18 protein-coding genes and 9 tRNA genes are annotated in these 19,849 nt (G+C 32.0%); all 27 read right to left on the reverse strand.

Features of this window, described 5'->3' with window-relative positions:
• Positions 1–3 precede the first annotated feature (3 nt).
• The 27 genes from Ctaglu_RS04190 to spoVG all read right to left on the reverse strand — a co-directional run bounded on the left by Ctaglu_RS04190 (position 4) and on the right by spoVG (position 19,846).
• A tRNA-Met gene (locus Ctaglu_RS04190) sits at positions 4–79 on the reverse strand.
• A gap of 5 nt (positions 80–84) precedes the next feature.
• Positions 85–173 (reverse strand) — tRNA-Leu (locus Ctaglu_RS04195).
• An 85-nt stretch (positions 174–258) separates the two neighbouring features.
• Positions 259–334, reverse strand: a tRNA-Met gene (locus Ctaglu_RS04200).
• A 5-nt stretch (positions 335–339) separates the two neighbouring features.
• Positions 340–428 (reverse strand) — tRNA-Leu (locus tag Ctaglu_RS04205).
• An 85-nt stretch (positions 429–513) separates the two neighbouring features.
• Positions 514–589: transfer RNA gene (locus Ctaglu_RS04210), tRNA-Met, on the reverse strand.
• 126 nt (positions 590–715) lie between these two features.
• A tRNA-Met gene (locus Ctaglu_RS04215) sits at positions 716–791 on the reverse strand.
• A 188-nt stretch (positions 792–979) separates the two neighbouring features.
• Positions 980–1,056: transfer RNA gene (locus Ctaglu_RS04220), tRNA-Met, on the reverse strand.
• A 5-nt stretch (positions 1,057–1,061) separates the two neighbouring features.
• A tRNA-Met gene (locus Ctaglu_RS04225) sits at positions 1,062–1,137 on the reverse strand.
• Between the two features lie 5 nt (positions 1,138–1,142).
• A tRNA-Leu gene (locus Ctaglu_RS04230) sits at positions 1,143–1,231 on the reverse strand.
• Positions 1,232–1,358: 127 nt separating this feature from the next.
• The gene (locus Ctaglu_RS04235; protein ID WP_124998391.1) at positions 1,359–1,772 is read right to left on the reverse strand and encodes a S1 domain-containing RNA-binding protein; all 414 of its coding nucleotides are present in this window, start codon (positions 1,770–1,772) and stop codon (positions 1,359–1,361) included.
• A 79-nt stretch (positions 1,773–1,851) separates the two neighbouring features.
• Positions 1,852–2,124, reverse strand: coding sequence for an FtsB family cell division protein (locus Ctaglu_RS04240; RefSeq protein WP_124998393.1), 273 nt, complete (start codon positions 2,122–2,124; stop codon positions 1,852–1,854).
• Positions 2,125–2,217: 93 nt separating this feature from the next.
• Positions 2,218–2,622, reverse strand: a complete 405-nt coding sequence (yabQ, locus tag Ctaglu_RS04245; RefSeq protein ID WP_124998395.1) for a spore cortex biosynthesis protein YabQ — start codon at positions 2,620–2,622, stop codon at positions 2,218–2,220.
• A 6-nt stretch (positions 2,623–2,628) separates the two neighbouring features.
• Positions 2,629–2,922 (reverse strand): sporulation protein YabP, encoded by a 294-nt coding sequence (yabP, locus tag Ctaglu_RS04250; protein WP_124998397.1) that lies wholly within the window; start codon positions 2,920–2,922, stop codon positions 2,629–2,631.
• A gap of 133 nt (positions 2,923–3,055) precedes the next feature.
• Positions 3,056–3,316 carry an RNA-binding S4 domain-containing protein gene (locus tag Ctaglu_RS04255; protein WP_124998399.1) on the reverse strand — a complete coding sequence of 87 codons (261 nt, stop codon included), beginning with the start codon at positions 3,314–3,316 and terminating at the stop codon, positions 3,056–3,058.
• Positions 3,317–3,425: 109 nt separating this feature from the next.
• On the reverse strand, positions 3,426–3,701 hold the full coding sequence (hbs, locus tag Ctaglu_RS04260) for a non-specific DNA-binding protein Hbs (protein WP_124998401.1): 276 nt from the start codon (positions 3,699–3,701) through the stop codon (positions 3,426–3,428).
• 144 nt (positions 3,702–3,845) lie between these two features.
• The gene (gene yabN, locus Ctaglu_RS04265; RefSeq protein ID WP_124998403.1) at positions 3,846–5,288 is read right to left on the reverse strand and encodes a bifunctional methyltransferase/pyrophosphohydrolase YabN; all 1,443 of its coding nucleotides are present in this window, start codon (positions 5,286–5,288) and stop codon (positions 3,846–3,848) included.
• Between the two features lie 14 nt (positions 5,289–5,302).
• On the reverse strand, positions 5,303–6,838 hold the full coding sequence (locus Ctaglu_RS04270; RefSeq protein ID WP_124998405.1) for a putative polysaccharide biosynthesis protein: 1,536 nt from the start codon (positions 6,836–6,838) through the stop codon (positions 5,303–5,305).
• A gap of 166 nt (positions 6,839–7,004) precedes the next feature.
• The gene (gene spoVT, locus Ctaglu_RS04275; protein WP_124998407.1) at positions 7,005–7,556 is read right to left on the reverse strand and encodes a stage V sporulation protein T; all 552 of its coding nucleotides are present in this window, start codon (positions 7,554–7,556) and stop codon (positions 7,005–7,007) included.
• Positions 7,557–7,735: 179 nt separating this feature from the next.
• Positions 7,736–8,734 (reverse strand): peptidylprolyl isomerase, encoded by a 999-nt coding sequence (locus Ctaglu_RS04280; RefSeq protein WP_124998409.1) that lies wholly within the window; start codon positions 8,732–8,734, stop codon positions 7,736–7,738.
• A 102-nt stretch (positions 8,735–8,836) separates the two neighbouring features.
• On the reverse strand, positions 8,837–12,364 hold the full coding sequence (gene mfd, locus Ctaglu_RS04285) for a transcription-repair coupling factor (RefSeq protein ID WP_124998411.1): 3,528 nt from the start codon (positions 12,362–12,364) through the stop codon (positions 8,837–8,839).
• A gap of 49 nt (positions 12,365–12,413) precedes the next feature.
• Entirely contained in the window at positions 12,414–12,977 is a 564-nt protein-coding gene (gene pth, locus Ctaglu_RS04290; RefSeq protein ID WP_124998413.1) for an aminoacyl-tRNA hydrolase, read from the reverse strand.
• Between the two features lie 101 nt (positions 12,978–13,078).
• Entirely contained in the window at positions 13,079–14,227 is a 1,149-nt protein-coding gene (locus Ctaglu_RS04295) for a S1C family serine protease (protein ID WP_233439696.1), read from the reverse strand.
• Positions 14,228–14,319: 92 nt separating this feature from the next.
• Positions 14,320–15,732 carry a sensor histidine kinase gene (locus Ctaglu_RS04300; protein ID WP_124998417.1) on the reverse strand — a complete coding sequence of 471 codons (1,413 nt, stop codon included), beginning with the start codon at positions 15,730–15,732 and terminating at the stop codon, positions 14,320–14,322.
• Positions 15,733–16,419 carry a response regulator gene (locus Ctaglu_RS04305; protein WP_124998419.1) on the reverse strand — a complete coding sequence of 229 codons (687 nt, stop codon included), beginning with the start codon at positions 16,417–16,419 and terminating at the stop codon, positions 15,733–15,735.
• A 349-nt stretch (positions 16,420–16,768) separates the two neighbouring features.
• The gene (locus Ctaglu_RS04310) at positions 16,769–17,740 is read right to left on the reverse strand and encodes a ribose-phosphate diphosphokinase (protein ID WP_124998421.1); all 972 of its coding nucleotides are present in this window, start codon (positions 17,738–17,740) and stop codon (positions 16,769–16,771) included.
• A 241-nt stretch (positions 17,741–17,981) separates the two neighbouring features.
• Positions 17,982–19,352, reverse strand: a complete 1,371-nt coding sequence (gene glmU, locus Ctaglu_RS04315; protein WP_124998423.1) for a bifunctional UDP-N-acetylglucosamine diphosphorylase/glucosamine-1-phosphate N-acetyltransferase GlmU — start codon at positions 19,350–19,352, stop codon at positions 17,982–17,984.
• A gap of 167 nt (positions 19,353–19,519) precedes the next feature.
• On the reverse strand, positions 19,520–19,846 hold the full coding sequence (spoVG, locus tag Ctaglu_RS04320; RefSeq protein WP_233439687.1) for a septation regulator SpoVG: 327 nt from the start codon (positions 19,844–19,846) through the stop codon (positions 19,520–19,522).
• Between the last annotated feature and the right edge of the window lie 3 nt (positions 19,847–19,849).

Here is a 19,849-nt window from a genome sequence, read left to right on the forward strand (position 1 = left end):
TGTTGGTTGCGGGAGCAGGACTTGACCCTGCGACCTTCGGGTTATGAGCCCGACGAGCTACCAACTGCTCCATCCCGCGATATTTGGTGCTGAAGACCGGAATCGAACCGGTACGGTGTTTAACCACCGCAGGATTTTAAGTCCTGTGCGTCTGCCAGTTCCGCCACTCCAGCTTATTTGATTTTAGCATACTTATTATGCTCGCATAGTTATTATGAATTTTTACTTAACCGACATATTCAGTAATTTAAAATTCATTGGTTGCGGGGACAGGACTTGAACCTGTGACCTTCGGGTTATGAGCCCGACGAGCTACCAACTGCTCCACCCCGCGATATTTGGTGCTGAAGACCGGAATCGAACCGGTACGGTGTTTAACCACCGCAGGATTTTAAGTCCTGTGCGTCTGCCAGTTCCGCCACTCCAGCTTATTTGATTTTAGCATATTTGTTATGCTGGCATAGTTATTATGAAATTTTATTTAACTGATGTATTCAGTAATTTAAAATTCATTGGTTGCGGGGACAGGACTTGAACCTGTGACCTTCGGGTTATGAGCCCGACGAGCTACCAACTGCTCCACCCCGCGATATTAATGTTTAAGTATCAAAAGGAATTAACATGGTGTTTAAACATTTGAAATCTTTTATATTTCCAATTGACAACTTAATATGAATTTTTATTTAACTGACTTATTCAGTAGCTTAAAATTTATTGGTTGCGGGGACAGGACTTGAACCTGTGACCTTCGGGTTATGAGCCCGACGAGCTACCAACTGCTCCACCCCGCGATATTAGTATTAAATTTCTAAACCAAATCAATATTAAATTTAACTCTTTCAGGATAATAAGTCCTGTATTTTGTTAGTTTTAATTTTTTGTGTTAATATAAGTTATTGTAAGACAATTGTAACTATACACTTATTTGCTTAACATGTCAACTGTTTTTCATAAATCAAATTTAGATTTATAATGGTAATGGTAGCGGAAATAGGACTTGAACCTACGACCCTTCGGGTATGAACCGAATGCTCTAGCCAGCTGAGCTATTCCGCCATGTTTGGTTGCGGGAGCAGGACTTGAACCTGCGACCTTCGGGTTATGAGCCCGACGAGCTACCAACTGCTCCATCCCGCGATATTTGGTGCTGAAGACCGGAATCGAACCGGTACGGTGTTTAACCACCGCAGGATTTTAAGTCCTGTGCGTCTGCCAGTTCCGCCACTCCAGCTAACTTACTAACATACAAAGTGTTGCCTTGTAGCAACATTTTATATTATATATGATGTACAAACTATTGTCAATAACTTTTTGTTTTTTTTAAAATAGGAACTAAAAACTTAGTTCCTAAAATTTTATTAATAACTTGAAGTTTTTTTACTATAACCTCTGCCTTTACCCTCTTGGTGCTTTTTAACGTCTTGAAATCTTTCTTCACTGTCTTTTAAAAATTTAGTCATTATATCTTCAAACCCACTTACATTTGCTTTGCTTTTTTCCTTTTCCCAGTCTATCTCCATTGGTTTAATAGATTTTTTAGGTACTCCAGCTTGTTTTATGGATAAACTTATCTTGCCATTATCGTCTACAGAAATTACTTTAACTTTTACTATATCATTTTCTTTAAGATGATCATTAACATTTTTAACGAATGTATCTGAAACCTCAGATATATGCACTAATCCTGTTTTGCCCTCCACTTCTACGAATGCACCAAAATTGGTGATATTTACTACTTTACCTTCTACAATACTTCCAGCCATTAAGGTCATATTAAAAAGTTCCTCCTCAAAATAATGTTTTTTATTTTATATATTAATTTAATAATAAGCATAACAATAATTATAGCATTTAGTTTTTATTATCCATTACAGGAGTTTCACCTTCTTTAACAAGACCTAAAATTTCTCTTGCCAGTTTCTCTATATATTTGTCAGTTTTAGATAACTTTACTTCATCCTGCAAGGTTTCTTTTTCATCTTTTTTCTTTTGTAATTCAACATTGTACTTTTCCAGTTCTTTCTTTTGTCTTGCCATTGTTGCCTGTTGACTAATCATAACATAACATACATATACCACAGCAAAAACTAATACGACACTCTTAATACTAAATTTTTTTTTCATATCCCATACCCTTTTCCTTTCAATGGAATGAGTATTTTTTAAGTTTCATAAATCTATTTTAATTTGTATTTCACATTTCTTCAAGCTATTTCTTTATAATTTATTGTTTTTTTTTATTCTAAGCTTATAAAACAATAAATCTACCGGGTATAAAATCACATTCCACACAACTCTAACTGCTTTCCCATTGAATTTTAACAATTTATATTGTAGCTTTATAAAAACACCACTTAAGAGTTTTAAATATAAGTATGCTCCTATTATTAAGCAAACATACACATAAAAGTTTATGTAGCCCTCATTAGTATACATCAAAAATATAAAAACCACTATAGAAGTTAATGTCCAAAATAGTAAATCTTGTATTACTGTCAGAACCTTGTTAGGTTTTTCAAATCCTCTTATTAATCTATATATATCAAAAAGTACTCCAGTTACTATTCCAGACAGTAAACCGAAAATTATAAGTTTAATTTGAGTTATCATAGAAATTATCATAACTCTTTACCTAAACAATCTTGATATTATGCTATCTTTTTTAACTTTGCTCATGCCACTGGTATATATAAACGCATCCACTTTACCAGATATTACTACATCTCCATTTTGAACATCCAACTTATTCATTTTTAATTGTTGTCCTTTGACTATCATTGTTCCAACATCTGTATTTAGTAATATTTGATTCTCATTAAAATTAATAACCTCAATAACTCCGTTAATAGTTAGTTTTTTTCTGTTTTCAAGCAATAAATTGCTTCGCTTATCTTCTATTTTTACTTCTTTCTTTACTTCCATAATATCCTCCTTATTAATTTTAATAATAAAAATTGAGAATTAGTACTTTCAATCCACAATTAGCACATACCTTTATATTCCTATAAAATATATATGCTTATTAAGCTTAATTAAGAATTATATTTAGCAACATTTATTCTTTGTCTTCTGTTCCTGAAACTATTTCATACATTTCTTTTGCAGTGTCTTTTGTTACATGTTCTGCAATATTTATAATTTTAGCTTTTAAAATTTGATTTGCAAATTTAATCTCTATAGTGTCGCCTTCCGCTACCACAGTACCTGCTTTTGCAACTTTATTATTTATAGATACTCTGCCACTTTCGCAAGCTTCTTTTGCTATAGTCCTTCTCTTTATAATTCTAGAAACTTTTAAATATTTATCGAGTCTCATATGTCCTTCTCCTTTTCTAATATTATTTAATATTATAAACATTTGTAAAAGAAAATCATTAAAATAAAAAACCCAGATATACATCCAGGTTTTTTACGTCATAGTAAAATTATTTATTTACTATATCTTTAAACTCTTTACCAGCTTTAAATACTGGAACTGTTGATGCTGAAATTTGGATTTCTTCTTTTGTTCTTGGGTTTCTTCCCATTCTAGCCGCTCTTGCGCGTGTTTCGAAAGTTCCGAATCCAACCAATTGAACTTTTTCACCTTTTTCTAATGTTTCTTCAATACTTTCTATAATTCCTTTTAACGCTGCTTCTGCATCTTTTTTTGTTAACTTAGACTTTTCTGCAATACTTGTTATTAATTCTGATTTATTCACTTTTGTTACCTCCTTATTATTGAGTACACTATCTAGTAGTGAGTACACTATTAAATAGAGTATTCTTCACCATTAAATAGCATATTCTTCACCGATTTAGAAATTCCTTCTTTTTGTGCTAGATTTTATTTTTAAATAAATTTATTAGCTTTTAGATTCATTCCATAAAACATCCATTTCCGCAAGTGACATATTCTTTAAATCCAAATTTTTATGACTTGCATTTTCTTCTATGTACTCAAAGCGATTAATAAATTTATCTATAGTATAATTTACTGCAAATTCAGGGTCTATGTCAAGTAATCTCGCAACATTCACAGTCGTAAATACCAAATCTCCCACTTCTTCTAGTATTTTTGCCCTATTTTTGCCTTTATATACATCTTTTACTTCCTGTAATTCTTCTAGTACTTTTTCCATGGCAGGTTCAACCGAGTCAAAATCAAACCCTATTTTCGATGCTTTTTCTTGAACCTTATATGCTCTCATTAAACCTGGTAAATTTTTCGGAACATGCTTTAGTGTATCCGTATAATTATTAAAACCTTTTTCTTCAATTTTAATATTTTCCCAAGTTTCTAAAACTTGCTGAGAATTTTTATTTTGTATATTTTTAAAAATATGAGGATGCCTGTTTATCATTTTACTGGTAACACCTTTAATAATATCATTTATGTTAAAATACCCCTGCTCTTTTCCGATTTGCGCATGGAAAACTACCTGCAATAGTACATCTCCTAGTTCCTCAATAATTTTATCCTCATCCTTCTCATCGATGGCTTCCAAAACTTCATAACATTCTTCAATAAGAAATTTTTTCATAGATTCATGGGTTTGCTCTTTATCCCATGCACATCCATTTTCACCCCGTAATGTGTTCATAACATCGATTAGATCTTGGAAATCCAATGTAGCTTCTAGTTCTTTTGGGATATATATAGATGTTAAGTAGTCAATGTCTTCTTGCCTATCTAGCTCATATAATTTAATTTTCCTAGTACATTCTAGCCCCTTTATCCCTGCAGCCCTAACAAAACAAATTTCCATATCATCTTTGTAATACTCGAGTAAGGCAAGTTTAACCTCAGACGCTATAAACTTATTGTAAACTTGCGTTATTAAAAGTCCTACTCTTTTATCTAAAACTTGATTTTTTATATCAAAGGCATCTATAATTTTCAGTCCCTCGATAGGATCTAATTTTAAACTTTGAATAACTGCATCTATAAAGCTAACTGCAGCAAGAATTTCTATATCTATTTTGTTTTTTTCGCAAAGCTGTATTAAAAGTTTAACAGAAGTTTCTGCCACTAGAGGATGACCTGGAACCCCATAAATAATATCTCCATACATTTCATGTTTTTGGATAAGATCCTCTGCAATATCCCTATATACCTCATCAAAATTATTATGTTCTTCGTATCTATCATCATAGGTTTCAAATTGAATTGATAGGGATTTTAAATAATCTACGGTAGGATGTTTTTCTGTCCTTAAATAAATTTTTTTACCATTTTTAAGAATCTCCAATGTTTCTATAGTTAGTGATCCTATAGCACCGGGTCCGAGTCCCACTACTTTAATCATTAGCTTTCACTCCTTTAATTTCTTTTTAATTTATTTTTAATTTCCTCATATTCAAAAATTCTAAGGATAAAAATGAATAACAAATAAATAATAATGCCTATTAATATGGATATTACGCAAGATAATTCTTTACTCATTGTATAATTATAGACACTAGCGTTACTAAATACAACTGCAATTATCATTATACAAGAAGCAATAGCTGGTTTTACAAAAGCATCCACCCAGTTGATTTTTATATTTAAAGTACTCTTTAAATCCTTCATATTTAATAAGCAACTTGCACCATACCCTAAAATAGTTCCTATAACTGCACCATAGATATTTACAAACGAAAATGAAACTAATATATAGGTTATAATAACTTTTACAATGCACCCTAATGCTAAATTGTATACAGGCTTCATATAATTGCCTATACCTTGTAGTATTGCGGTACTGGTTTGAGTTAAGATTAAAAAAGGTATGGATATTGATATATATTGCAAAATTTCATATCCTGCTGCATCTTTCATAAAAATTAAATGCATTATAGGATAAGCCATAAAAAACATCCCAAGTGTGGATGGTAATGAAATAACATTAGACAATTTCACAGCCATATCTACTCTTTTAACCAGTTCTCCCCTTCTGCCTAGATAAAAGGCTTCGGCTATTATAGGCATCAGAGACGCGCATAGCGCCATAGAAAGAGCTAAAGGTACATTCATCAAGGTAAACACCTTCCCAGTCAATTGACCATACATTACAGCTGATTGCAACTGCGAGAATCCAGCTTTTAGAAGCTGCTGTGGTACTAAAATAGAATCTATTAATGACATAATAGTCCCTACTGCAGCACCTAAAGATATGGGAAGTGCGGCCTTTGCTAAATCCGCTAAAATATGCTTATGCTTTGATACTTTTCTTACTGGCAGCTCCTTTTTAACCTTAAAATAGGTTAAAATTAAATATATACTTCCCATAATAGCACCAACTAAGGTCCCAATAGCTGCTCCTCCAGCCGCATATTCAATCCCCCTTGGAAACAATAAATATGCAAATAAAACTCCAGCAACAACTCTTCCAACTTGTTCTACTATTTGGGAAATGGCAGTTGGTCTAACATTCTGCAGTCCTTGGAAAAAGCCCCTGAAGGTACACATAATAGAAACAAAAATTGGTGCTATGGCAATTACCGAAAAAGAGTAGTATGATTTAGGATCCCATTTTAATATAGATATAATAGGCCTTGCAAAGGTTAACATTAGCATACTAACTACTAACCCTACTGTAATCATAAAGAAAAGTGTTTGTCTTAATACCTGCCCTACCCCTTCCCTATCATTTTTAGCATTCATCTCTGCAATAAGTTTAGACATAGCTAGTGGTACACCTGAAGCTAATGCTACAAAAGTCATGTAAAGGGGATAGGACATCTGGTAGTATCCCATACCCTCATCTTTTATTAGTGCCTGTATTGGAATTCTAAAAAATAAACCTAAAAATCTCGCAAATATTCCTGCCAGTCCAAGTATAATAGTCCCTTTTATCAATGAATGTTTCTTCATAATATCCTCCTTGTATTCCTGTGGTGTATCAAACAATTACATTCTATGATTATAATTATTTAATTTAAGGGCTTATTATTACTTATATTTCAAAAAAATAAAAGTATATATTACTGCAAATATGTTTCACTTTGCTGAGTAATATATACTTTTTAATCTTTTCTTTTTATTGTTCCATTTGTTTTCCTAAAAAAGATGCTGCTGTTTCGGCTAGTTTTAACTCTAAATCCCCAAACTTAATTCCTGGCTCTGTAGAAATTATGAGCACTGCTCCAATTGCATCACCTTCTGTTATTATAGGAGCAATTACTTGGGCACTATATTTGTTTTCCATTTCATCATCATACAATGCAATAATTTTTTCCGAGCCTTCCCCAAGCACTATAGCTTTTCTATCTTCCATTGCTTTTTCTAATTCATTACTGACTTTTTTATCAACATACTCTTTTTTAGGTACACCGCTTACAGATATTATGTTATCTTTATCGCAAATAATTATTATATTACCTATGGTTTGTTGTAATGATTCAGCATATTCTCTAGAAAATTCACTTAATTCACCTATAGGTGAGTATTTCTTTAAAATAACTCCCCCTTCTCTATCAGTAAATATTTCTAGCGGATCTCCTTCTCGTATTCTCAGAGTTCTTCTTATTTCTTTTGGAATAACAACTCTTCCCAAATCATCTATACGCCTTACTATTCCCGTTGCTTTCATTTAAATAATTCCCTCCTCATATAAAATCTCATATAATATACTTGCACTATTATTATCTTTCTAAACTTGAAATTTTATGCACATTTGTATATGTTTAATTTTAATATAAGAAATAAAAATATAAAAATAAAAAATACCCCTATTAGAGGTATCCTTTATAATATTATAAATATGAAATTCTAAAGATTTTTTTCATATTTAGTTATTTTAGCTTCTTCAGTCCATTTTTTCATAGCTGCAGTCCATGCTGCTTGTTTTTCCTTTGTTATAAGAGTTTTTTCTACTTCTGCCTTAACAGCTTCAAATTTCTTTACAGGAAACTCTTCTTTTGCAATAGTTTTTATTACGTGCCATCCAAATTGAGTGTTAACAGGTGCTGAAATTTTACCTACTCCTAGTGCTGATGCTGCTGCCATAAAAGTTTTATCCATTTGAGGATCATTATATGCTACAAATCCTAAATCTCCACCATTTTGTTTAGCACTTTGGTCTGTACTTTTTTCTTTTGCTACCTTTGCAAAATCTTCGCCAGCATCTAAACGTTTCTTAACAGCTAATGCTTCTGCTTCTGTTTTAAGTAAAACATGAGCTGCATGAACTCTGTTTGGTTTTTCTGTATATGAAGTTAAATTACTATTGTAGTATGCTTTTTCTTTTGCCTCGTCAGTTTTAACGCCTTTTGTAACTTCAGCAGTTAATGCATCTTGAATAATACTTGGCTTTATCCTCGCCTTTAGTTGTTCTTCTGTAATATTAGCTTGTTTTAACGCTTCTTTATATTTAACATCTGTTTCTAAACTTTTCTTGATTTCTGTTAATTGCTTAGTAACTTCTTCATTTAATTTAGCTTCCGTAGGCATTACTTTTAACTCTTCGGCTTTATAATTTACTATTTTTTCATTAATTAGACCTTCTAACACCTGTTGCTTTTGTTCTGTTAATTTAGCCATTGCCTCAGCATTGTCTTTATAATTTGCTCCGTACTGCGTTTCAAATTGTTTAATAACTGCGGCTACTTGTTCATCCACCTGGCCTCTAGTTATTTTAACATTATAAACCTTTGCTACTGTACTTTTAGCAATACCTGCTGGTGTTTTTTCAATCATATTACAACCAACTAATGATGTAGCAAGTATAGTTATCAAAGCTGCACTAATTAACTTTTTTACGTTTTTCATTTTATTACCCCCACTTTTGTATGTAATATTTCCATTTAATTTTTTTGTTACATTACATTACATATCAATTTTAATACATACTAATCTTATCACAATTTCACTTTATTTCAACTTTATTTCTGCGATACTTTTTATATACTTCACAATCTCTATGAGATTTGAAAGTATTTCTTCCTTTTTTAAATCTTTGTATTTATATGCAAAGACTGGTTTAGTTCCTAGTTTAAAAATAATACTCCTATTATATTTACTAACTAATGCTTTCACTAATCCTGCATTTATTCTTTCACTACTATCAAATTGTAGTACTATCTCCTCCTTTACCTCTTTAATTTCTATTATTCCCACTTGTTTAGATATACTCCTAAGATAGGCGATGTCCATAAGGTTTGCAACTGATGATGGTATATCCGAAAACCTATCTTCTATTTCTTCTTGTATATCTAACATATCCTCATAGGAATCAATAGCTGCAATTTTTTTATAGATTTCAATTTTCTGCGACTCATCCTCAATGTACTTACTAGGAATAAATGCATCTATTTTGATTTCAACAGAAGTTTCAATAGGTTCCGCTTCCACATCACCTCTTATTTTTTTAACTGTCTCCTCTAACATCCTACAATATAAATCGTACCCTACCGCAGCCATATGACCATGTTGAGCCGCGCCCATCATATTTCCAGCACCCCTAATTTCAAGATCCCTCATAGCAATTTTAAAACCTGACCCCAGCTCTGTAAAATCCTTAATTGCTTTTAACCTTTTTTCAGCCACCTCAGTTAACACCTTATCTTTTTTATAAGTAAAATATGCATAGGCTATTCTATTTGAACGCCCAACTCTACCCCTCAATTGATAAAGCTGAGAAAGCCCCATCTTATCTGCTTCGTATATTATTATTGTATTTGTATTCTGGATGTCTATTCCTGTCTCTATAATTGTAGTACACATTAATATATCATACTTATTCTCCATAAAATCCAACATGACAGATTCTAATTCTCTTTCTGTCATTTGACCATGAGCAATGCCTAGTCTTGCTTCTGGAACAAGCTTACCTATGTATGCTGCCATATCCTTTATAGTTTCTACTCTATTGTACACAAAAAAAACTTGACCATTTCTATTTACTTCTCTGAGTATTGCATCCCTTATTAGTTGGTCATTAAACTCCACTACATAAGTTTGTATTGGATATCTTTCTTCTGGTGGGGTCTCAATTACACTTATGTCTCTCACACCAGTAAGAGACATATGCAACGTTCTTGGAATTGGAGTGGCTGTTAGAGTAATTACATCTATATTCTTTCTTATACTCTTTATTTTTTCCTTGTGAGTTACCCCAAACCGTTGTTCTTCATCTATAATTAATACCCCTAAGTCTTTAAACTTCACATCTTGCTGAATTATTCTGTGAGTTCCTATTAGTATATCTACATTTCCTTCTTTTGTAGCCTTAAGCACAACTTTCTGCTGGACTGGACTTCTAAATCTACTTACCATTTCAATCTTTACCGGAAAATCCGAGAATCTTTTGGTAAGATTTTTATAATGTTGCTCAGCTAGTATAGTAGTCGGTACTAAGAATGCTACTTGTTTGCCATCCATAACTGCTTTAAAAGCAGCTCTAACAGCTACTTCTGTTTTGCCATATCCAACGTCACCACATATCAATCTGTCCATAGGTTTATCGGATTCCATATCTTTCTTGATCTCTTCAATTGCAATTAACTGATCTGGTGTTTCTTCAAATGGGAATTCTTCTTCAAATTGTTTTTGCCATACAGTATCCTTGCTATATCTATAGCCCTTAAGTGTAGCCCTTGATGCATAAAGCTTTACCAAATCCTCTGCAATATCCGCAATAGAGTTCTTGACCTTATTTTTAGCCTTAATCCATTCTACTCCACCGAGTTTGCTAATCTTTGGTGCTTTGCCTTCACTTCCAATATATTTTTGTACTAAATCTAATTGCTCTACTGGAACATAGAGGGCATCGCCAGAATTATATCCAAGTTCTAAATAATCTCTTTTATGACCATGAACCTCTAATTGCTTAATTCCTTTGTATACGCCTATACCATGATTTACATGAACAACATAATCACCCAATTTAAGTTCTGTAAAACTTTTAATTTTACTTACTCCCTTTTTACTAGAACGACTAGTAGCTTTTCTTTTCGCTCCACCAAAAACCTCTTTATCTGAGATAACGCATAGTTTTAATTCTGGGTATTCAAATCCTTTTAGCTGGTTACCAAAGGTTATAACCACCTGACCAAACTGAATTTCTGAAATACTGTCTTTATAAACGCTTTCAATTCCCCTATCCCTTAGAATATCTATTAATCTTTCCCCTCTAGTTCTTGTACCAGAAAGAATTACAATTTTGTAGCCTTTAACCTTTTTATCTTTTATATCTTCAATAAGTATATCTAATTGTCCATGATAATCATTAATTGTAATTTGTGAAAAAGATACTATAGACTTAGGACTCAGGACTTTTGTGCTTTTAGCTATAGCGTTTATTGTCATAACTTCCCTAGTATCTAAATCCTCGTATATACGTTCCTTATCAATTAAAATCCCTGCTTGCCTTGGCAGTATATTTCCTCGTTTCAAAAAATTTTCATAATTTTCCTGGAATTCAAAATAAACGCTATCTAATTTTCCCATGCACCTTTGTGCATCATCAACTACTATAAATGAATCCTTCATATAATCTAAAAAAGTAGATGTGGTATCATAAAAATAAGGCATATAGCTGTCAATGGCTTCAAATTTCCAAGTTTCTTTAAGTGATTCTAAGTTAATATTAACTAGTGAAGTTATTCTTTCTATAGCTTCCTTGTCTTTTTTTTTATTAAAGCTACCTAGTACATTCCCTAAATCTTCCTTTATTCCATTGTATCCACTTTCCATGCTTTCCTGCGTCAATATTATTTCCTTGGCTGGAAATATATCTATTTGGGATACCTTATCAATACTCCTCTGAGTTTCACAATTGAAAGTCCTTATGGAATCTATTTCATCATCAAAGAGCTCTATTCTAAAAGGTAGCGCTGATATAGGAGGATATAAATCTATTATCCCCCCCCTTATAGAAAATTGACCTTTAGTATCAACTCTATCTACTCTCTCATATCCACACTGAATTAATTTTTCTGTGAAATCCTTCAAATTTAATGTGCTTCCTACAGACAATTCAAAAATATATTTTTGCAACAAATCTATAGGCATATATGTAGCTGCCAATGCTTCAATACAAGTAATTACTATTTTTTTACCCTTTTGTATAATCTTTTTCATTACTTTAAGTCTTTCCCACCGAAGATCCCCAGATACAGCATCTGCATTATAAAAGCCCACTTCTCTAGTTGGAAAATAATATACATCATTTACATAAAAAGACAAGTCATCGTAAATATTTTTAGCTTCTACATCACTATGTGTTAAAATTAATAGGGATTTATCTAATTGCTCATACACGCCATTCACTAAATAGTTCTTAGCTGATTCTGAAAGCCCATATAGTCCAATTGGGTAATTTTCATTTTCCATATTTGTTCGTATATTTTTAAATTGAACACTATCTTTCAAAGGCTTCATAAGCCCACTCAGTCTCATTTTAACACCTCTCACTTACTACATAAATATATAATAATAATAATTTCATTTAAGCATTAAACCCATTAAATTCATTCATAGCCTCTGTGACCCCTTTTGCTATTATAGTCTCCACAGCCTTTATACTAGCTTCAAAGGTCTTTTCTACGAGTATCCGATCTTCTTTTGAGAATCGTCCTAAAACATAAGATACCATGGACTTTTCTGGTTGTCCTACCCCTATTTTTATTCTTGGAAATACGTCTGACCCCATATTGGAAATAATGCTTTTTATGCCATTATGCCCTCCAGCACTCCCCTTACTCCTTATCCTTAATTTACCTACATCCAAACTAATATCATCATATATTATGATGATATTCTCACTTGGAATCTTATAAAAAGTAGCTGCTTGCCACACACTCTCTCCACTTAAATTCATATATGTACTAGGTTTTAAAAGTATAACTTTTTGGGATGATATGTTAATTTCTCCATATACACCTCTAAATTTTACCCTATTAACTGAAACATTATACTTACTTCCCATTAAATCAATTACGTCAAATCCTATATTATGTCTTGTATGTTTATATTCATCTCCTGGATTTCCTAGTCCAATTACCAAGTACATTATTGCCTCCAAATATTATTATGTTTAAGCCCTGTGTCTTGAACATAATTTTTTTATTTTATTTATAATATTATACTAAAAAAATGTTTAATCCACAAATTTTATTGTGCTTTTAATTCAGAGAGAATTATGCTAATCTCTTTAACTTTTCCACCTCTCCAAATCTTACAGGATAATTTTGCTCCAACTTTGTATTTTCCCAAAACGTTACTTAATTGCTCCATATTTTTAACATTCTTCCCGCCTATTTCAATTATAATGTCAGTAGGCATAATTCCAGCTACAGCGGCACCGCTTCCCCGAGCGACGTCTTGTACATACACTCCCTCTACACCATCCGCGCCCACGGAAATTGCAGTTCCTCCATAAATACCTATAGCTGTTCTAATAACTTTACCATAAGTGATCAAATCATTAATAATCTCTTTAGCTTCATTTGTACCAATAGCAAAACCCGTTCCTTCACTTCCAATGACCGAATTAATTTTAAAACTATTTATACCAATAACTTCTCCATAGCTGTTGCACAATGCTCCACCACTATTCCCCGGATTTATTGCTGCATCAGTTTGTATCACTTTATATATAGTTTGTTCCCCAGTTTTTTCATTAAGTATATTAATTTTCCTATCTAGCGCACTTATAATTCCTGCAGTGGTACTTCCTGAAAACTGGTCTCCTAGTGGATTCCCAATGGCAATAGCTAAATCACCCACTTTAAGCTTTGAGGAATCACCAAATTTTGCAACAGGCAGATTACTCGCTTCAACTTTTATAACCGCCAAATCCGATATAGCATCACTACCTACAACTTTTGCTTTCAAAACGTAATCATTACTCAGCTTTACTTTTATTTCTGTTGCGCCTTCAACCACATGGTAATTAGTAATAATAAACCCATCACTTTTATATATAATTCCCGAACCACTTTCTTCTGGAGTATCCCATATCCCTTTTTCTTTATTACTTATACCAACTATTGTTGGTGATACCTTTTGGGAAACTGCCAAAATAGGATTATCTGCTATTCCCCGGTTTTTAACTAGAGCGCTTGGACTTAACCCGCCACTAATATCTTTTGTTGATTTTTCTTTATTAATTGCATACTGGGCTGTAACTCCCCCAGAAATGGATGCTATTAGTATAAAACTAACTACTTTCAAAAATGATTTGAAATAATTTTTCTTATTATTTTTTCTAAAAATAATTTCTCCAAAGATATCATTACCAGACTCTGCATTCTTCCACATAGCATCTCTTATTTCTTCATGAGCCTTATAGTTATTCTTATTACCCATAGCATCACCCCCTAATTATTATAATTAAGTTTTGAAAAAACAATTTATTTTACTTTCATTAATGTAAACGTAAAATAAACACCGTTATCCTTATTTTCAACCCATATATCTTCCTGTAATTGAGTTATTATATTTCTCACTATAGATAATCCAAGTCCAGTACTATCTTTTGCTGTTCTTGCTTTATCTGCTTTATAAAACCTATCCCAAATGTGCAATAAATCTTCTTCTGCTATTTTAGGACCATCATTGAACACAGATATGAAGGCTTTCTTTCCTTTACTCTTTGAACTAATTTTAATTTTACCACCTTCATTTACATATTTTATTGAATTATCTAATAAATTTGTAATCACTTGAACTAACCTATCCCTGTCTCCCGCTACAAATAAACTATCCCCATCAAAGCATACGTCTACAGATGCCCTTTTTTCTTTAATTTTTCTTTCGTAATTTATAACTGTAAGTCTAATTATTTCGTTAATATCCACTTCCATGATTCTCAAACTAAACTCTCCCGCTTCAATTGCAGACATATCTAGTAAGTCATTTACAAGTCTAGTTAATCTTTGAATTTCTTCATGGGCAATAGACAAGTAGTATTTTTCCTTTTCCTGTGGAATTACACCATCTAGTATTCCACTAATAAACCCCTTAATTGAGGTTATAGGAGATCTAATCTCATGGGATACGTTGGATATAAATTCACGTCTGTTTTTTTCATTTTTCTCTATGGAATCAGCCATAAAATTAAAAGATTGAGCCAGTTCTCCGATTTCATCGTTGGATTTTAAATAAACTCTCTTATCTACATCCCCATTAGATATTCTTCTAGCTACAGAATTAATCTCTGCTAAGGGCTTTATAATTATTTTTTGCGAAAAATAATATATAACTATACAAGAAAATATTATTGCAAAAATTGAGGATATCCAAATTATTTCATAAACCCGTTTTAAGGATTGACCTAATTCTTCAATGGAATTATATAATATTATAGAACCCTTAAATGTACCCTCATTCATTATGGGTATACCGTAAACTCTTACAGTTTTATCAAGTACTCCAGCATAGGGTCCTGTAACTTCAAAAGTGTTACCAAGTCTAAGCTCTTCTAGTTCCTTAACAAAGACCTGTTTGTACATAAGTTCTTTATGCTCTTTATTGGATATAGCATAAACGCGTCCATAGCTATCTGTAAGCCAAATATCTGACTTTATATTTTCAGCAATCATTGTTATTATATCATTCAATTGCTGCCAAGTAGCATCCCCCGCCATATATTTCATAGTATATGTTTGTATCATATATGAGTTATTCAAAATTTGTTCTTTCCTCTGGTCTAAAAAATAGTTTTGAAACCAATAAGACAGAAAAGAAGCAATAATTATAAGGCTCATAGATATTATAATAGTATAAGTGGCTAGCATCTTAGAAAAGAGTCCTTTTTTAACCATCTATTTCACCTCGAATTTATATCCAACCCCCCAAACTGTCTCAATTTGCCAATTCGGGCCTCCTTGAAGCTTTTCTCTTACCCTTTTAACATGCACATCCACAGTTCTAGAGTCTCCAGGATAATCATATCCCCAAACCTCACATAGTAGCTGCTGCCTAGTAAAAACCCTATTCTTATTAAGAGCTAAATAATGCACTAATTCAAATTCTTTAGGCGGCATTTTTACTTCTTCACCTTTATAAGTAACATTATAAGAATTAATGTCAATTTCTAAATCCTCAAAATTTAAAACTTCTTTACCACCATTGTCTAAATTGTAACGCCTAAGCACAGCCTTGACTCTTGCAATTATTTCTTTTGGTTCAAAAGGTTTTACTACATAGTCATCTGCTCCTAGTTCTAGTCCTAGCACTTTATCAAAGGTTTCTCCCTTGGCAGTAAGCATAATAACCGGAGTTTCATGTTCTTTTCTTATCCACTTCAAAACATCTATACCATCAATATAAGGCAACATTATATCTAGTAGTACCAAATCTGGTTTATAGCTTAAAAAAGCCTCCTGTGCAGCCCTACCATCATGCACTACTTTTGTTGCATATCCTGAACTTTCAAGATACATTTTGATTACCTCAGCAATATTTTTATCATCATCAACTACTAGTATTTTACCTATAGTTCCTTCCATATGTATACCTCCAAATTATTTTATCTATTATTTTTTTGTTATTTTTTATTGTCATCTTGCAAAAACTGCTATCAATTTATTTTTATTTATTTTTTAAAAAAATCCCTTATAAAAAATTTATCATATCACTAATTTATCATACTTTAATGTCAACTGATTAGTTTTTTGAAAATGTTACAAATTATTCACTGTTAGGATTATTAATTTACAGGTTTTATAGATTTATTGCTTATATATAGTATAAGCATTATCTCAATACTATATATATTACACCATTATAAATTATAAAAAAAAAATAGTGATACTCAATTATAAAAATAATTCAGCATCACTATTTCAAGATATGTATTTATAAATTAGAGTCTTCCTCGAATAGTTTACTTACAGAAACGTCTTCGTATATTCTCTTTATAGCCTCAGCCAAAATTGGTGCTACAGATAATGTAACGAATTTATTACATTGTTTATCTTCCGGTACATCAATTGTATTTAATATTATTAATTCTTTTATTACTGAATCATTTATTCTTTGAATAGCAGGTCCTGATAGTACCCCATGGCTGCAACAAGCGTAAACATCTTTTGCTCCCAGTTTAACTAGTGCATTAGCTCCGTTAGTTATAGTTCCAGCAGTATCTATCATGTCATCCATCATTATACATGTTTTTCCCTTAATATCACCTATAACATTCATAATCTCTGCAACATTGGCCTTTGGTCTTCTCTTATCAATTATGGCTATTGAAGCATGTAATTTATCTGCAAATTTTCTTGATCTAGCAACACTTCCAAGATCTGGTGCAACTACAACTACATCATCTCTATCCTTAAATCCTTTTTGGATATAATATTTTGCAAGTATAGGTGTTCCCATTAAATTATCAACAGGAATATTAAAATATCCTTGTATTTGAGCTGCATGTAAATCCATAGTAAGTACTCTATCTGCTCCTGCTGTTGTTAAAATATCTGCTACGAGTTTTGCTGTAATTGGATCCCTAGCTTTTGCTTTTCTATCTTGTCTTGCATATCCATAGTATGGTATAACCGCAGTTATCCTTCCTGCTGAAGCCCTTTTAAATGCATCAATCATAATAAGTAATTGCATTAAATTGTCATTTACTGGAGCATTAGTTGATTGAACAACAAATACATCTGCGCCCCTAACAGTTTCGTGAATATTAACAGATATTTCTCCATCACTAAAAGTCCCTACTTCTGATTCTCCAACTTTTAGTCCTAGTATTTCAGCTATATCTGCTGCTAATTTAGGATTTGAATTACCTGTAAAAATCTTAATATTCTTGCCGTGGTTTATCATCTGTAATCCTGATTTCCAAAATCATATACATTATATTTAATATAATGTATATGAATTTTCATTCCATCCACTAAATAGAAGGGTAGTATCATAGGATTTATATACTAAATTTAATGCACCTTTAGTAGTTTTTATATATCCACTTTACTACAAAAATCAGTTTTCCACCTCCCTTTATTATTTACTTATTAAATCATCACCTGCGGTGCTGAAATATCGTTAACTATTATACCTTGCTACTTTATTTACTATGTCCTTTTCTCACTACCCAATTTTCAATATTTACTTGCCTTGCTCTAGCTATGGCCAAAGCATTTTTAGGCACCTCATTTGTAATTGTAGAACCCGCAGCGATATATGCATTATCATTAATTTTTACAGGAGATACTAGGTTAGCATTGCATCCTATAAAAGTATTATTGCCTATTATTGTTTTGAATTTTGATTTACCATCATAGTTTACAACCACAGTTCCGCAACCAAAATTACAGCCACTTCCAACCTCTGCGTCACCTATATAAGTAAGATGAGATACCTTTGTATTATCTCCAATAGTTGATTTTTTAATTTCAACAAAATCTCCTATTCTAGCATGTTTACCTATAATACTTTCCGGTCTAATGTACGCATATGGTCCCACAGTTGTTTCCTCACCTACCTGACTTTCAATTATCACAGAACTTTGAACTGAAACTCCATTTTGAATAATACTATCAACAATTCTATTATTCTGATAAAGAACACAGTTTTCTTTGATAATTGTAGTGCCTTGTAGTATATTCCCTGGATATATAATAGTATCCTTCCCTATTATAACTGACCAATCAATATAGGTATTATTCGGATCCATTATTGTAACTCCATTTTCCATATGTTTTCTATTTATTCTTGCTTTCATAATTAGCTCTGCATCTGCAAGCTCCACTTTAGAGTTAACAGCAGTAATTTCCTCAATGGGTACATCAAAAGCTCCAACTTTAAAGCCTTGATTTTTTAATATACCAATAACATCCGTTAAATAGTATTCCCTTTGAGCATTATTATTATTTAATTTATCTAAACTACTAAGTAATTCTTCTATATTAAAACAATACATTCCTGAATTTATTTCCTTAACTGCTAGTTCGTAAGGATTACAGTCTTTAAATTCAACTATTTTTTCAACCTCACCAATATGGCTTCTAATTATTCTACCATACTTTCCAGGATCATTCATAGTTGAAGTTAATATAGTAGCTTTAAATTTCCCCTTTTCATGATAATCTAAGAGTTCCCTAACAGTTGTTTCAGTAATTAGTGGACCATCTCCAACAAATATTGCCACTGTGCCTTTATGCCCAGCTAAGAATTCTTTAGCGCACATTACTGCGTGCCCTGTCCCTAACTGCTCTTCTTGCAGGGAGTAACTAATCTTTCTGTCTTCTGTTGCTTTTTTAACCTTTTCCGCACCTCTTCCAATTACCACATCAATGGTTTCTATATCTGCACTTCTAATAGTGTCAATAACGTGATTTATCATTTCTTTACCACAGACCTTATGTAGCATCTTAGGAGTATTAGAGTTCATTCTTTTTCCTTCACCTGCAGCTAATACTATAGCGCATTTATACAAATTAAACACCTCTTTATACAATAATTCGACACATTAAAACATCTTATATTACATTATAATCAATTAAAACACCTCTTATATTATATTATATTATATTTAATTGCAAGAAGCCTTAAGGTTTTTTAAATATTTTCTTTCAAAAAAATAAAAAGGGGTTTTCACCCTTTTTATACCTCTAAATTTTCTTCTACTTTTTCTTCTGAATTTTCTACTACTTTTATTACTTTTACAGGTTCTTCACTTTTTACTTTTTCATATTCTTCCAAAATAGCTGTTTGAATCTTTTCCCTTGTTCCAGTATTTATGGGATGCGCTATATCCTTGAATTCTCCATCTGGAGTTTTTCTACTTGGCATAGCGATAAAAAGTCCACTCTGTCCTTCTATAACCTTAATATCATGAACAACAAATTCATTATCAAAAGTTATTGATACAATGGCTTTCATTTTACCGTCTGTAGCTATTTTCCTAATTCTAACATCTGTAATTTCCATGTA

The sequence above is a fragment of the Clostridium tagluense genome, assembly GCF_003865095.1.
GTDB classification, from domain to species: Bacteria; Bacillota; Clostridia; order Clostridiales; family Clostridiaceae; genus Clostridium_AD; species Clostridium_AD tagluense.